This is a genomic window from Rhodoferax sp., assembly GCF_039922535.1.
Classification (GTDB): domain Bacteria; phylum Pseudomonadota; class Gammaproteobacteria; order Burkholderiales; family Burkholderiaceae_C; genus Rhodoferax_B.
Window position 1 is genome coordinate 1 of sequence record NZ_JBDTEM010000489.1, and the last position, 13,024, is coordinate 13,024.

A 13,024-nucleotide genomic window follows, 5' to 3' on the forward strand; every position below is an offset into this window, starting at 1 on the left:
GGGCAGCATGGCCTTGGCGCTGGTGTTGGCGCGCACCGTCTGGGGCTTTATCGGCACGCGCCATGCGCGGTTTGCGGACTTCTTCCCGACCCCGGCCCGCCTGCGCAGCCACCTGGCCCACCTGCGCAGTGGCACGCACAACCCGCACCCTGGCCACAACCCGCTGGGAGGCACCATGGTGCTGGTGCTGATGGCGGTAGTACTGGCGCTGGGCACCACTGGCTGGATGCAGACGCTGGATATCTTCTGGGGCGAAGAGTGGCTGCAGGACCTGCACCGCACGATGGGCAACGTATTGATCGGCCTGGCCACCCTGCACACCGTCGCGGCCCTGGTGATGGGCCGCCTGGAACGCACCCGGCTAGTCAAGGCCATGCTAACCGGCACCAAAGAGCGCTGGTGATCCAGCCCCCTTACTTACCACTTCCTTTTTCTATGTACGACCTGAACGATTTGAACGACGACAGCGAAGATACCGAACACACCCCGGCCCAGCGGGCCGCCGCCGCAACGCGCAGCACCTGGGTCAGCGTGGCCGTCAACCTGGGGCTGACCGTACTGCAGATCGCGGCGGGTATCTTCTCCAAATCCCAGGGCCTGATCGCCGACGGCGTGCACTCGCTGTCCGACCTGGTGGCCGACTTCGTGGTGCTGCTGGCCAGCCACCACAGCAAAAAAGATGCCGACATAGACCACCCCTACGGCCACCAGCGCTATGAAACCGCCGCCTCACTGGTGCTGGGCCTGTTGCTGCTGGCCGTGGGCGCGGGCATGCTGTGGTCGGCCGCCAGCAAGCTCGAAGCCCCCGAAACCATCGCCCAGGTGCACGTGCTGGCCCTGTGGGTGGCCGGCGGCGCGCTGATGGCCAAGGAGCTGCTGTTCCGTTACATGCTGGCCGTGGCCAAACGGGTCAAATCCAGCATGTTGGTCGCCAACGCCTGGCATGCCCGCTCGGACGCGGCATCGTCCCTGGTGGTGGGCATCGGCATCATCGGCAACCTGGCGGGCTACCCGCTGCTGGACCCGATCGCCGCGCTGATAGTGGGCTTCATGGTGGCCAGAATGGGCTGGGGCTTTGCCTGGGATGCCCTGCACGACCTGATGGACCGGGCCGTCGATGAAGCCGAGGTGGAGGCCATCCGCCAAACCCTGCAGGCCACGACCGGCGTGCTGGGGGTACACGACCTGCACACCCGCAAAATGGGCGATATGGTGGTGGCCGACGCGCACATCGAGGTCGATGCCACGTTAAGCGTGGAGGCCGGGCACGAGATTGCCGTCATGGCGCGCCAGCGCGTGCTGCAGCGGCACCGGGTGCTGAACCTGATGACCCACATCGACCCCTGGCGGCGGCCTGACGGCGACCACACCGCCGCTTGAGCCGCGCCAGGCTGCGGTGCCAAAGCAGGCATAAAATAGGCCACTCACGCTTATTCCACTGGCGTGAGCAGCTCTTATTTGCATAGCACCCATGCCCACTTCCGACATCGCCTACCTGCGCAGCCGCGCCACCCAGCACACCACGCCCTGCGGCGACGGCCATACCGTCTGGCATGTCTGGGGGCCATCGGTTACGACCGGAAACCAGCCACCCGTCCTGTTATTGCACGGCGGCAGCGGCAGCTGGACGCACTGGGTACGCAACATCCAAAACCTGGTGGATACCGGGCGGCAGGTGTGGGTGCCCGACCTCCCCGGCTTTGGCGACTCGGCCCTGCCGACCAGCGGCAGCGATGCCGATGCCCTGCCCACGCCATTGGAAGCCGGGCTGCAGCAGCTCATCGGCGACACCGCGGTCGATGTCGTGGGCTTCTCGTTCGGGGGCATGGTGGGGGCGTTTTTGGCACAGTCGTACCCGGCCCGTGCGGCCCGCTTGGTGCTGGTCGGCGCGCCCGCCTTGGGCATGGTGGAACGCAATACCGTGCCGCTGAAAGCCTGGCGGCACCTGGCCGACCCGGCAGCACGGGAACTGCGGCACCGCCACAACCTCACGGCACTGATGCTGTTCGACCCGGCAGGCGTCGATGCCGACACCCTGGCCATGCACATCGCCAACGTGGTGCGCGACCGCATTCCCGGCCGCCGCCTGTCGTACACCGACGTGCTGTCGCGGGCCTTGCAGCAGGTGCGCTGCCCGGTGTGGGCCATCTATGGCCGCGAAGACGCGCTGTACCTGGGGCGACTACCCGACCTAGCCGCCGCGCTGCAGGCCGCCCCCACTTTCCAGTCGCTGCAGCTGGTGGATGCCGCAGGCCACTGGGTGCAGTACGAGCGCGCCGAGGTGTTCAATGCCGCACTGCGCACCGCCTTGGGGGGTTAGCCAGAGATCCAGCGCTGCACTATCTCCTACACTCTCTGCTATGAAAGTGCTAGCCCCTGCCCCCAAATCCGAGCCCCGCACCAACGACCCCGAACGCACCCGCGCCGACATCCTCACCGTAGCCACGCGCGAGTTCTCGGAAAAAGGCTTTGCCGGGGCCCGCATTGACCTGATCGCCGAAGCCACGCGCACCAGCAAGCGCATGATTTACTATTACTTCGGTAGCAAGGAGAGCTTGTACCTGGCCGTGCTGGAGGCTGCCTACAGCCGCATCCGCACGATAGAGAGCGCACTGCACCTGGAAGACCTGGACCCTATCGACGCCCTGCGCACCCTGGTTGGCTTTACCGTGGACTACGAGCGCGCTAACCCCGACTTCGTGCGCCTGGTGATGAACGAAAACATCCAGCGCGGAGCCTCCCTGGCCCGCAGCACCACCATCCAGCAACTCAACGCCACCGCCATCGACGGTGTCAAGGCGGTTTACCAGCGCGGCGTGGCCGCCGGTGTGTTCCGCCCCGGCCTGGACCCGGTGGATCTGCACATGTCCATCAGCGCCCTGAGCTTCTTCAACGTATCCAACAGCCACACCTTCGCCCTGATCTTCCAGCGCGACCTGGACAGCCCCGAAGCCATTATTCAGCGGCGGGAAAACGTGGTGCAGATGCTGCTGCGCTATGTGAGTGTGTAACGCATAAAAAGGACTCTCTTCCGTTTCCGGTGCACGCCACAGTCCACACCCCGCTCAGGGAATAGCGCGTGCCTTTTAAAGCGGATGGGAGGAGAGGTGAGAGAGCTTGCCCGCAATCAAGAAGACCATGGCGATGAAGTGGCGGGTAGCGCCGTAGCCAGGCACCTTGGCTTTGGCTACTTGCAAAAATGAAATCATGACCTCCACATAACCCGTATGCAAGTGGGATGCATCAAACGCGTGAAAACGCCGGCCCGGTGCTGTTGGATGGTTTTGAGCAACTCTTTGATAGGGTGTAGCTGTGAGCACTGGGCCCAGTACAGCCAATTCTTGAGCGCCTGTGAACGCAAGGCTGCATCGACGCTGCACGCATAGATATCGCTCAGCGCGTCTTCTTGAGCCAGCCATCGCCCTGGGCCTCCTCGCGGTGGACCGCATCCACGGCCTTATTGGCAAGCTGCACGACCTGAAACCCGTCAAAGGCCACTGCCGCAGCCGGTATATCTTGGGCCGCACCCGCGATGAACGCTCGCAACATGTCCATGCAGACCACCTCAATGGCCTGCAGTTTGCCTTGGCGGGTTTTAAGATCTTCTGTAAAGCGCAACACCGTACTGGCATCGATGCCACACGGCAAGATGCCAAGTCAGACGCGTTTGATTACATCGAGTGTTTTTACCATCGCGTGCGCAGGCTCAGTCACCTAGACCAACTGAGCCCGTTGGCATTTGAGCAACTTCAAACTGGAAGTTGAAATTTGTCTACGAAAGCGGGTGAAATCCAACATTGAACTGTGCCACACCGCGCAGAAAGGCAGTTATCAGGCCCAGGCCACCAAAGCACAGAATGAGCCGGGCGGATATTCACTATCGTATCGTTTGACGGTACGTATTGCCCATAGCGACCGTGAATTTTGGCGCGGAGCACAGCTTTTACAAGTGTGGATTCCGCATCCGGGTAAACCCCAGCCATCGTGCATTCGGCAAAGTACCAATAGGTTAGCGGCAAGTGGCCGGTACCCTAGGGTCAATCCTCTCATGTGGAATCCACACTTGTAAAAGAGGCATCGCTCGGCACAATGTAAGTGGACGCAGCCTGGTGCGGTGGCACTGGTTTTTAAGGCGTAGTCATCGACGTATGGGTTGGGTCTTCTTGAGCTTTCTTGCAAAGGACGCACGATGAATCTCGACGATCTGTGAATCTCCGCCCGGCTCATTTTGTACTTTCGGATCCTGGGGCACCTAGTGGCCTCTCTAGGTGCTGCAGCGCAATTCAATTTGGCCGTCGGATTTCATGTTCAGGCAGTCAAGAGTAGATCAGACAACATTGTCTTTACATGGGTTCCCGCAATTGTTCAATTTAGGCTTCTTCAGATACTCGGCTCTTGCGCTCAGAATCCTTCTGTGGGTTTTGCTGGCAAGTCTGATCGTATTTGCTTTAGCAACGAGCTTTGGCATCGTGCATGAGCGTAACAAGGCGCTGCGTGTAGCGCATGCCAATGCGGAAGAAGCGGTCAGGCTCCGCCTCACAGTTCTGGGGAGCTCCCTATGGCAATACGACTCGGCTGGCATGAATGCATTGCTTAGAGGCCTAGTTCAATCAGGATCCATCGTTCGCGCCGAATTGCTCGACAACGGCAAGACCATTGCCGACATCAATCGACCCGGTTTCAAAGAATCGGTTGACGATGTTTGGATCTTGCCCGTACTGGCTCCTGAGGGAAAAGAAGAAATAGGTACTCTGCGTATTTCAGAATCCTACGCAGAGGTAAGCGCCCAGATTGCGGAATCCATGAAGATACTGGCGATGACTGATCTCATCAAGATCATTGGTTTATCGGCCATCCTGTTCGTCATTGTTTATCGAAAAATTGCGCGCCATTTGCGGAAACTTGCCGAGGATGTGACCAATCTTGGGCCTGCTGCGAAAGGAACACCTGGAGGAGAATCTATTTCCATCGCTCGTAAGAAAATAGGTTCGTACCACGATGAGCTAGATATCCTTGTGGAGGCCGTCAATCGCTTCGTCGGTGATCGCAATGACGAAATAGTGCGACGCTCTGCCGCTGAGGCGAACTTGCACGAACGGGTTTCAGAGATTGAGGCTACGCTGGGTGCCATATCCGATGGTGTTCTTGCGCTCGATTCGCAACGGCGGATCGGATATGTCAACAGCGCTGCCTGCGCACTCCTTCAAGCGTTGCCGGAGGAAATCAGTGGTAAGAAAATTGATGAAATTCTGCACCTCATCGACCCTGCAACCGGCTCCGATCTCAGTGGTTTTTTTGAATCCATTCTCATGGAGGGGAATACAGCGCCTATTCGTCTCGAAGTATCCATACGAATCAGTTCGGACCATATGTTTGACGCCAGAATCAGCGCTGCACCTGTGCGTGATTCCATTGCTATTTCGATGATCTTTGTCTTTACCGATATTTCGGAGGAGGTTTCCAACCATAGAAAAATCGAGTTCCAGGCTTTCCATGACCCTCTGACAAGACTCGGCAACCGCGCAATGCTGGCAAAAATATTGCCTAGAGACATCGGACTGGCGCAAAGCGATTCGAGTCAGGTTGCCGTGCTTTGCATCGACCTGGATAACTTCAAAAATATCAATGACACCTTGGGCCACCTGCTGGGTGACAGCATGCTCAAGTTTTTGGCAATACGTTTTGAGGCCGTTATCGCGGGCACCGGATGGGTGACTCGCCATGGTGGCGACGAATTTATCGTGGTCTTGCCGAATATTTCTTCTGTCGAATCTGCGATCGCCCTGACTGAGAAGCTGATGGCGACAATTGCCGAACCGTTCATTATCGAAGGTCACGAAGGGAACGTGTTGCGTATTACCTCATCGATTGGCATCAGCATGTGCCCAAATCATGGAACAGATGTTGGAAAACTGATCAGCAATGCAGACTTGGCCATGTATGCGGCAAAGCGACACGGGAAGAACACATTTCGTGTTTTTGAAGAAGAAATGCTGCAATCTTCGATGGCACGGCTCCATCTGGAAAACGGCCTGCGCGTGGCCCTGCAGGAAAGGCAGTTTTCGCTCGTCTTCCAGCCAAAGGTCAATCTGTCATCTGGTCGGGTCGATTCGGCAGAAGCCTTGCTGCGTTGGAAATCCCCTCAGGCGGGAGTCATTTCCCCCGCCAACTTCATTCCTGTTGCCGAGGAGACCGGATTGATTATTGAAATTGGTGCCTGGGTGCTAGGGGAAGCACTTGCAGCGGCGTACCGGTTGCGCGCGGAGCTTGGGTACAACGTGGCCCTAGCGGTCAACGTATCGCCGGTCCAATTTCGCAGCGACGCGTTGATGTCAACCTTACGCCAGCTCCGCGAAACCTCACCGGATATGTCAGACCTCATCGAAATCGAATTAACCGAAACAGCACTTGCAGGCGACAACGAAGACATTGTTTCCAAGCTCGATGCGCTCAAGAACTTAGGACTCAAAGTCGCCATTGATGACTTTGGAACAGGATATTCGTCACTGGCCTATCTGAAAAATTTCCCGATTGACATCCTGAAAATTGATCAAGCCTTTATCCGTGACCTTTCCGTCAATCAGAAGGACAAAGCGATCGTTACGTCAATTGTTCAGCTTGGCAAAAGCCTCGGCTTCAAAACGGTAGCCGAGGGTGTCGAGGAAAAAGAGCATGTAGAGATTCTGTCAGAACTCGGATGCGACTATGCGCAGGGATACTGGTTTGCGCGCCCTGTACCGGAGCATGAGCTGGCCGGAAAAATTCGCGCCATCGAAGTGCTCGCGAAGGACTATTTTTTGCATTAAGAATGCACCTTAAGTCCCCCACACTATCTGGAGAAATCATGGCCACCCATTTCATTCGTATCGCATTCGCCAGTGCTTTGATGCTCTGGAACATAAGCGCCTTGTGTGTTGAACTCGTGCGCTATCCAATTCCCGAAACCAGTGGGGACCGGCGGTATGACTACCCTCGCAAGCTCCTTGAGCTTGCGTTGTCTAAAACACAAACAAAGTACCAGGTGGTGTATCCGCCTATTCCGATGAACCAGGAGCGACAGGTTCGGGAACTGGAGGCAGGTCGTACCATCGATGTGGGTCCAATTCCAACATCCGCTGAACGCGAGACGCGCCTATTGCCCATTCGGATTCCACTCAACAAAGGACTGCTTGGCTGGCGCCTTGGCCTTATACGCAACGGTGATGAGGCCTTATTTTCAAACGTCAAGACTTTGGACGATTTGAAGCGCGTACGTCTAGGGCAAGGTCATGAATGGCCAGACACGACGATATTAGAAGGCAGCGGTATCAATGTGATCACAGGTGCCACATACGAAGGTCTGTTCAAAATGCTGACTGGCAAGCGCTTCGACTACTTCCCCCGAAGCGTCATGGAAATATGGAGCGAACTCGACGAAAACAAGGACACCCTAAAAATCGAGCAACACCTTGCCTTGCACTATTTCTACGACTCCTACTTTTTCGTCAATAAACACAATACGAAATTGGCAAATGACATACGCGAAGGCTTGGAAAAGGCTATCGCCGATGGGTCTTTCAACAAGCTGTTTGAAGAATATTGGGGTGAAGCGGTACGCAAGGCTCGCCTGAATGAACGTACAGTCATCGAACTTGACAACCCATTGTTATCGCCCGAGACGCCATCGAACCGGCCTGAACTTTGGTATGGTCATGTGCAACAGCGCTGACCTAACTGTGTCATATCAAGTTCCGGTTGTTTATATACCTGCTTCACGAATAATTCAGGAAACTTCTTGCCCCCAGCAGCGCGCCGTACTGGGCACTAGGTCCATGCCTTTGCAGACCTGGTTCAGGTTCAGTTCAAGTTGGGTTTTCCGGATACCTACGCTCCTTCGCGCTTGGATAACAACGCAATTTGCTTACCCGTGGCGTGCCACCCGCAACGAAAAATAACCAAAAAGTGCTACTAGCGCATACGGATCCGGTGCTAGCAGCTACTTTTTATATAGCAGCTTCAGCGCCCCACCATATCACCCGGCACCACCCACGCGTCGAACTGCTCGCCCGTCACGTGGCCCGACGCCACGGCGGCTTCACGCAGGCTGCTGCCATCCTTGTGCGCTTTTTTGGCGATAAACGCGGCCTTGTCGTAACCGATGTGGGTGTTCAGCGCGGTGACCAGCATCAGCGAGCTGTTCACCAGCGCCGTGATGCGTTCGCGGTTCGGCTCTATGCCCACCGCGCAGTGGTCGTTGAAGCTGACCATGCCGTCGCTCAGCAGGCGCACGCTCTGCAAAAAGTTGTGCGCCACCATCGGGCGGAAAACGTTCAGCTCGAAGTTGCCAGAGGCGCCGCCGAAGTTGATCGCCACGTCATTGCCAAACACCTGCGCCGCCAGCATCGTCACGGCCTCGCTCTGCGTGGGGTTGACCTTGCCCGGCATGATGGATGAGCCGGGTTCGTTCTCGGGAATGCTGAGTTCGCCGATGCCGCTGCGCGGGCCGCTGGCCAGCCAGCGCACGTCGTTGGCGCTCTTCATCAGGCTGGCGGCCAGGGTTTTGAGTGCGCCGTGGGCGTGCACCAGCGCGTCGCAGCTGGCCAGGGCTTCGAACTTGTTCGGTGCGGTGACGAAAGGCAAGCCGGTGAGGCGCGCCAGCTCGGCGGCCGCCTGCTCGGCGTAGCCCTTGGGGGCATTCAGTCCCGTGCCCACCGCCGTGCCGCCCAGTGCCAGTTCGCACAGGTGCGGTAACGCGGCTTGGACGTGGCGCGCGCCGTGCTCTAGCTGGGCGACGTAGCCTGAGAATTCTTGGCCCAGGGTCAGCGGCGTGGCATCTTGCAAATGGGTGCGGCCAATTTTGACAATGTCGGCAAAGTCGGCGGACTTTTGCGCCAGTGTGGCGCGCAGCTTTTCAATCGCGGGCAGCAACTTGTCGGTCAGTGCATCCACTGCTGCCACGTGCATCGCCGTGGGGAACACGTCGTTGCTGGACTGGCTGCGGTTCACGTCGTCGTTCGGGTGGATAAGTCGGCCCTCGCCGCGCTCGCCGCCCAGCAGCTCGCTGGCGCGGTTGGCCAGCACTTCGTTGACGTTCATATTCGTCTGCGTGCCCGAGCCGGTTTGCCACACGACCAGGGGGAATTCGCCGGGGTGCTGGCCTGCGATCACCTCGTCGGCAGCGGCGACGATGGCCTGGGTTTTCTGCGCGTCTTGCAGGCCCAGGGCGTGGTTGACCACGGCCGACGCGCGTTTCACCTGGGCCAGCGCACGGATGATTTCGCGCGGCTGCTGCTCGCCCGAGATGTCGAAGTTTTGCAGCGAGCGCTGGGTTTGCGCGCCCCACAGCTTGTCGGCTGGCACGTCGATGGGGCCAAAGGTATCGCGCTCGGTACGGGTAGGGGTTTGCATGGCGTGGTACGGCGCATTGCCGCGTAAGTTGGTTTTTGGATGATAACAATTCTCAACAACAGCCCACCGCCACCGATTCGGGCCGTAAATACACGCTATATCTTTACAAATGCGATGCAGTACGTGGCTAATATTCGCACGACTTCTCCAATGGGAAATACCTCCGATGAATATGGTCCACCTGGCGCTGCGCCGCCCCTACACCTTCATCGTGATGGCATTGTTGATCGTGCTGGCCACGCCGTTTGCCTTACTCAATATGGCGACCGACATCTTCCCGGAAATCAATATCCCGGTGGTCAGCATCATCTGGAGCTACAACGGCCTGGCCGCCGAAGAAATGGGCCAGCGCATTGCCGGCCAGAGCGAACGCGGCCTGACCACCACCGTCAGCGATATCGAGCACATCGAGTCGCAATCGCTCGCGGGCATTACGGTCATCAAGGTGTTCTTCCAGCCCACGGCCAATATCCAGACCGCCATCGCCCAGGTCGTGGCATCCATGCAGACCCAGGTGCGCCAATTGCCACCGGGCATCACGCCGCCGCTGGTCATCAAGTATTCGGCCTCCAGCATTCCGGTGATCCAGCTGGCACTGTCCAGCCCCACGCTGCCCGAGCAGTCGGTGTTTGACAGCGCAGTGAACGTGCTGCGTCCGCAGCTCATCACCATCCCCGGCGTCGCCGTGCCCTTTCCTTACGGGGGTAAAAGCCGCTTGATTTCGGTGGACCTGGACTTCGCCGCCATGCAGGCACGTGGCATGTCGCCGACCGATGTGGTCAACGCCATCAATCTGCAAAATCTGATACTGCCCTCGGGCACCGCCAAGTTCGGGTTGACCGAGTACACGGTGAAGATGAACGGCTCGCCCAACACCATTGCCGGCCTGGGTGACCTGCCGATACGCACCGCGGGCAACACCACCACCTATCTGCGCGACGTAGCCCAGGTGCGCGACGGTTTCTCGCCGCAAACCAATATCGTGCGCCAGGACGGCGCACGCGGCGTGCTGCTGTCGGTGCTGAAAAACGGCGGTGCCTCTACGCTGGACATCGTGGCCAATCTGCGTGCGCTGCTGCCGCGGGTCACGCAGGTGCTACCCAAGGACATCACGGTAACGCCGCTGTTTGACCAGTCGGTGTTCGTCAAGGCCGCCGTCAAGGGCGTGGTGATCGAGGCGCTGATCGCCGCCGCGCTGACGGCCGCCATGGTGCTTCTGTTTCTAGGCAACTGGCGCAGCACGCTGATCATTGCGCTGACCATTCCGCTGTCGATTCTGGCCTCCATCCTGGTGCTGAAAATGCTGGGCGAAACGCTGAACCTGATGACCCTGGGAGGGCTGGCCTTGTCCGTCGGCATCCTGGTGGACCAGGCGATCGTGACCATCGAGAACATCGAGCGGCATCTGCACATGGGCACGGCGATCGAGGAAGCGATAGAGACCGGCGCCGGCGAAATCGGCGTGGCGGCATTTGTCTCCACGCTGTGCATCTGCATCGTGTTTGTGCCGATGTTCTTTCTGTCCGGCGTGGCGCGTTTTCTGTTCGTGCCGCTGGCCGAGGCCGTGGTGCTGGCGATGATCGCCTCGTACCTGCTGTCGCGCACACTGGTGCCGACCCTGGTTTTGCTGCTGATGGGCAACCACACCCCGGCGAACGCGGGCAACGCGAATGCCTTCCAGCGTGTCTATCTGGCGTTCGACCGGCAGTTCGAACGGGTGCGCGGCGGCTACACGCTGGTGCTGTCGGCCCTGCTGGAGCGCAAGCGCGGCTTTGCCATCGGCTTCATGCTGTTTTGCCTGGCCTCGTGTCTGCTGTATCCGGTGCTGGGGCGCGATTTCTTCCCGTCGGTGGATGCGGGCCAGATCCGCCTGCACATGCGCGCGCCCACCGGCACCCGCATCGAAGAAACGGCCCGCCTGGCCGACGAGGTCGAAGCCGCCATCCGCGAGCTGGTGCCCAAAGACCAGCTGGAAACCATTCTGGACAACCTGGGCGTGCCCAACAGCGGTATCAATCTGTCGTACAGCAACGCGGGCACCATCGGCACCATGGACGGCGAAATCCTGATGTCGCTGCGCGAAGGACATGCGCCCACAGAAGGCTTTGTCACCCGCTTGCGGGCCGAGCTGCCGAAGCGCTTTCCGGGCATGGAGTTCTTCTTCCAACCGGCCGACATCGTGACCCAGATTCTTAACTTCGGCCTGCCCGCCGCCATCGACGTGCAGTTCACCGGCGCGAATATGGCCGAGAACGCCGCCCTGGCCGCCCAGCTGACGCAATCCATTCGGCAGATTCCCGGCGCGGTGGACGCCCATGTGCACCAGCGGCTGAATGCCCCGGCACTGAGCCTGCAGATGGACCGCTCGCGCCTGCAGCAGCTGGGTTTATCGGCTGCGAATGTGGGGCAGAACGTGCTGATTTCGCTGTCTGGCAGCTCGCAGACGGCCCCGGCCTTCTGGCTGAACCCGCAAAACGGTGTGGTCTACAACATTGCCGTGCAAACCCCGCAATACCAGGTGGACTCGCTCGATGCCTTGCTGAACATGCCGGTGGGCACCGGTGCGGCCGGCGGCAGCCCCACAGCGGGCAGCACCGCCAGCACGCAACTGCTGGGTAACCTGGTGGAAGTCTCGCCCAGCCGGCAGATTGCCGTGTCCTCGCACTACAACATCCTGCCGGCCATCGACGTGTACGTGAGCGTGCAAGGCACGGACCTGGCCAGCGTGGCCTCGCGCGTGCAGACCCTGGTGGACGAGATCCGGCCCAAGCTACCGCGCGGTAGCCAGGTGGTGCTGCGTGGCCAGGTGGAGACCATGCAGGCATCGTTCCTCGGCCTGGGCGTCGGCTTGGCCATGGCCATCGTGCTGGTGTATTTGCTGATCGTGGTCAACGTCCAGTCGTGGATCGACGCGCTGGTCATCATTGCGGCGCTGCCAGCGGCGCTGGCCGGCATTGCCTGGATGCTGCTGATCACGGGCACCACGCTGAGCGTGCCAGCGCTGACCGGGGCCATCATGACCATGGGCGTGGCCACGGCCAACAGCATCTTGCTGGTGTCGTTTGCACGGCAGCAGCAGCAAGAAGGTGTGCTGCCGCTGGCCGCCGCACTGGCCGCAGGCGCGACCCGCATCCGCCCGGTGCTGATGACGGCGCTGGCCATGGTGATCGGCATGATCCCGATGGCGCTCGGACTGGGCGAAGGCGCGGAGCAAAACGCCCCGCTGGGCCGCGCGGTGATCGGTGGCCTGGTTTTCGCCACCGTCTCGACCTTGTTTTTTGTACCCGTGGTATTTGCCGGCGTGCACCAGCGCCTGGCACGGCGCCGCCTGGCGCAGCAGCAGCGCCACCCCATCGTTCCCCATCTGCAGGAGACCTGAACCATGACCGAACCCCGATCCGCAGACCAGGACACAGCAGCTATCGACCCGGCGCAACACCGGCGCACGGTGCGCCGCACCCAGATCGCCGCGCTGGTGGTGCTGTTGCTGCTGGCGCTGGGTGCTGGCCGCACCGTGTTCAGCCGCATGGCGAATGCGCGCAGCCTGGAATCCAGCACCGCCGAGCAGGCCAAGCAGTACGTCAAAGTGACCTTGCCCAAGCGCAGCCAGGCGGGTCAGACCCTGGTCTTGCCGGGC

10 protein-coding genes and 1 pseudogene are annotated in these 13,024 nt (G+C 59.8%); 8 read left to right on the plus strand and 3 right to left on the minus strand.

Translation table 11 applies throughout. The annotated features are described in order from the left end of the window. From ABI213_RS22855 to ABI213_RS22870, 4 genes are all read left to right on the plus strand, one after another. Positions 1 to 403, plus strand: a 403-nt coding sequence (locus ABI213_RS22855; protein WP_348028814.1) for a cytochrome b/b6 domain-containing protein, incomplete at its 5' end; no start/stop codon positions are given. Positions 404 to 435: 32 nt separating this feature from the next. Then, complete coding sequence (locus tag ABI213_RS22860) at positions 436 to 1,380, plus strand: cation diffusion facilitator family transporter (protein WP_348005771.1); 945 nt, start codon at positions 436 to 438, stop codon at positions 1,378 to 1,380. Between the two features lie 91 nt (positions 1,381 to 1,471). Further along, positions 1,472 to 2,320 carry an alpha/beta hydrolase gene (locus ABI213_RS22865; RefSeq protein WP_348005770.1) on the plus strand — a complete coding sequence of 283 codons (849 nt, stop codon included), beginning with the start codon at positions 1,472 to 1,474 and terminating at the stop codon, positions 2,318 to 2,320. A 40-nt stretch (positions 2,321 to 2,360) separates the two neighbouring features. Next, the gene (locus tag ABI213_RS22870) at positions 2,361 to 3,011 is read left to right on the plus strand and encodes a TetR/AcrR family transcriptional regulator (protein WP_348005769.1); all 651 of its coding nucleotides are present in this window, start codon (positions 2,361 to 2,363) and stop codon (positions 3,009 to 3,011) included. Positions 3,012 to 3,086: 75 nt separating this feature from the next. On the opposite strand, the gene ABI213_RS22875 is transcribed toward ABI213_RS22870, so the two are convergent. Continuing rightward, a complete protein-coding gene (locus tag ABI213_RS22875; protein ID WP_348014572.1) occupies positions 3,087 to 3,209 on the minus strand; it encodes a hypothetical protein in 123 nt (40 codons plus the stop codon). Between the two features lie 184 nt (positions 3,210 to 3,393). Then, positions 3,394 to 3,621, minus strand: a complete 228-nt coding sequence (locus tag ABI213_RS22880; protein ID WP_348005768.1) for a transposase — start codon at positions 3,619 to 3,621, stop codon at positions 3,394 to 3,396. Positions 3,622 to 4,361: 740 nt separating this feature from the next. Between ABI213_RS22880 and ABI213_RS22885 the strand changes: the two genes are divergently transcribed. Together ABI213_RS22885 and ABI213_RS22890 are read left to right on the plus strand one after the other, a co-directional pair. Next, on the plus strand, positions 4,362 to 6,806 hold the full coding sequence (locus tag ABI213_RS22885; protein WP_348005767.1) for an EAL domain-containing protein: 2,445 nt from the start codon (positions 4,362 to 4,364) through the stop codon (positions 6,804 to 6,806). 38 nt (positions 6,807 to 6,844) lie between these two features. After that, positions 6,845 to 7,708 (plus strand): hypothetical protein, encoded by an 864-nt coding sequence (locus tag ABI213_RS22890; RefSeq protein ID WP_348005766.1) that lies wholly within the window; start codon positions 6,845 to 6,847, stop codon positions 7,706 to 7,708. A 287-nt stretch (positions 7,709 to 7,995) separates the two neighbouring features. Here the strand turns inward: ABI213_RS22890 and fumC are convergent, their stop codons facing one another. After that, a complete protein-coding gene (gene fumC / locus ABI213_RS22895; protein WP_348028816.1) occupies positions 7,996 to 9,387 on the minus strand; it encodes a class II fumarate hydratase in 1,392 nt (463 codons plus the stop codon). 166 nt (positions 9,388 to 9,553) lie between these two features. On the opposite strand from fumC, the gene ABI213_RS22900 reads away from it, so the two are divergent. Both ABI213_RS22900 and ABI213_RS22905 read left to right on the plus strand, forming a co-directional pair. After that, on the plus strand, positions 9,554 to 12,766 hold the full coding sequence (locus ABI213_RS22900) for an efflux RND transporter permease subunit (protein ID WP_348028818.1): 3,213 nt from the start codon (positions 9,554 to 9,556) through the stop codon (positions 12,764 to 12,766). 3 nt (positions 12,767 to 12,769) lie between these two features. Then, positions 12,770 to 13,024, plus strand: a pseudogene (locus ABI213_RS22905) (efflux transporter periplasmic adaptor subunit); the annotation flags it as partial.

Coding starts and splice junctions, on each gene's coding strand:
- ABI213_RS22860 (WP_348005771.1), top strand. CDS start 436: ATGTACGACCTGAACGATTTGAACGACGACAGCGAAGATACCGAACAC.
- ABI213_RS22865 (WP_348005770.1), top strand. CDS start 1,472: ATGCCCACTTCCGACATCGCCTACCTGCGCAGCCGCGCCACCCAGCAC.
- ABI213_RS22870 (WP_348005769.1), top strand. CDS start 2,361: ATGAAAGTGCTAGCCCCTGCCCCCAAATCCGAGCCCCGCACCAACGAC.
- ABI213_RS22875 (WP_348014572.1), bottom strand. CDS start 3,209: ATGATTTCATTTTTGCAAGTAGCCAAAGCCAAGGTGCCTGGCTACGGC.
- ABI213_RS22890 (WP_348005766.1), top strand. CDS start 6,845: ATGGCCACCCATTTCATTCGTATCGCATTCGCCAGTGCTTTGATGCTC.
- fumC (WP_348028816.1), bottom strand. CDS start 9,387: ATGCAAACCCCTACCCGTACCGAGCGCGATACCTTTGGCCCCATCGAC.
- ABI213_RS22900 (WP_348028818.1), top strand. CDS start 9,554: ATGAATATGGTCCACCTGGCGCTGCGCCGCCCCTACACCTTCATCGTG.